General features: G+C 76.7%; 1 protein-coding gene. It reads right to left on the minus strand.

Translation table 11 applies throughout. The features are described 5' to 3' along the window. A partial coding sequence (locus RYX56_RS22550) for a hypothetical protein (protein WP_317124145.1) occupies nucleotides 1-252 on the minus strand: 252 nt, incomplete at its 3' end. Between the last annotated feature and the right edge of the window lie 18 nt (nucleotides 253-270).

Below are 270 nucleotides of genomic sequence, written 5' to 3' on the forward strand. Positions count from 1 at the left end.
GCTGGCGTTGCAGGTCGGGGGATGCCCCTCGCCCGATCCGCCGTTGGTGGCCCCGCCGATGTCGCCGCGCAGCGTCATCGGGAGCGTGCCGGCCAGGAGCGTCGCGCCCTCGCGCGCGTCGTTGGCCGGGCGGTCCAGCCAGCGCGCGTCCACGCGCACCGCGCCCGTGTCGGCCGGGGCCAGCCCGGCGACGCGGACGTAGAACGTCATGTCGCGCTCCAGCGACGGGAAGGAGGGCGCGACGAAGGCCACGGGCATGCCCTCCATGCG

Origin of the sequence: Alkalihalophilus lindianensis, assembly GCF_032843265.1 — a bacterium.
Classification (GTDB): Bacteria; Bacillota; Bacilli; order Bacillales; family Bacillaceae_D; genus Alkalihalophilus; species Alkalihalophilus lindianensis.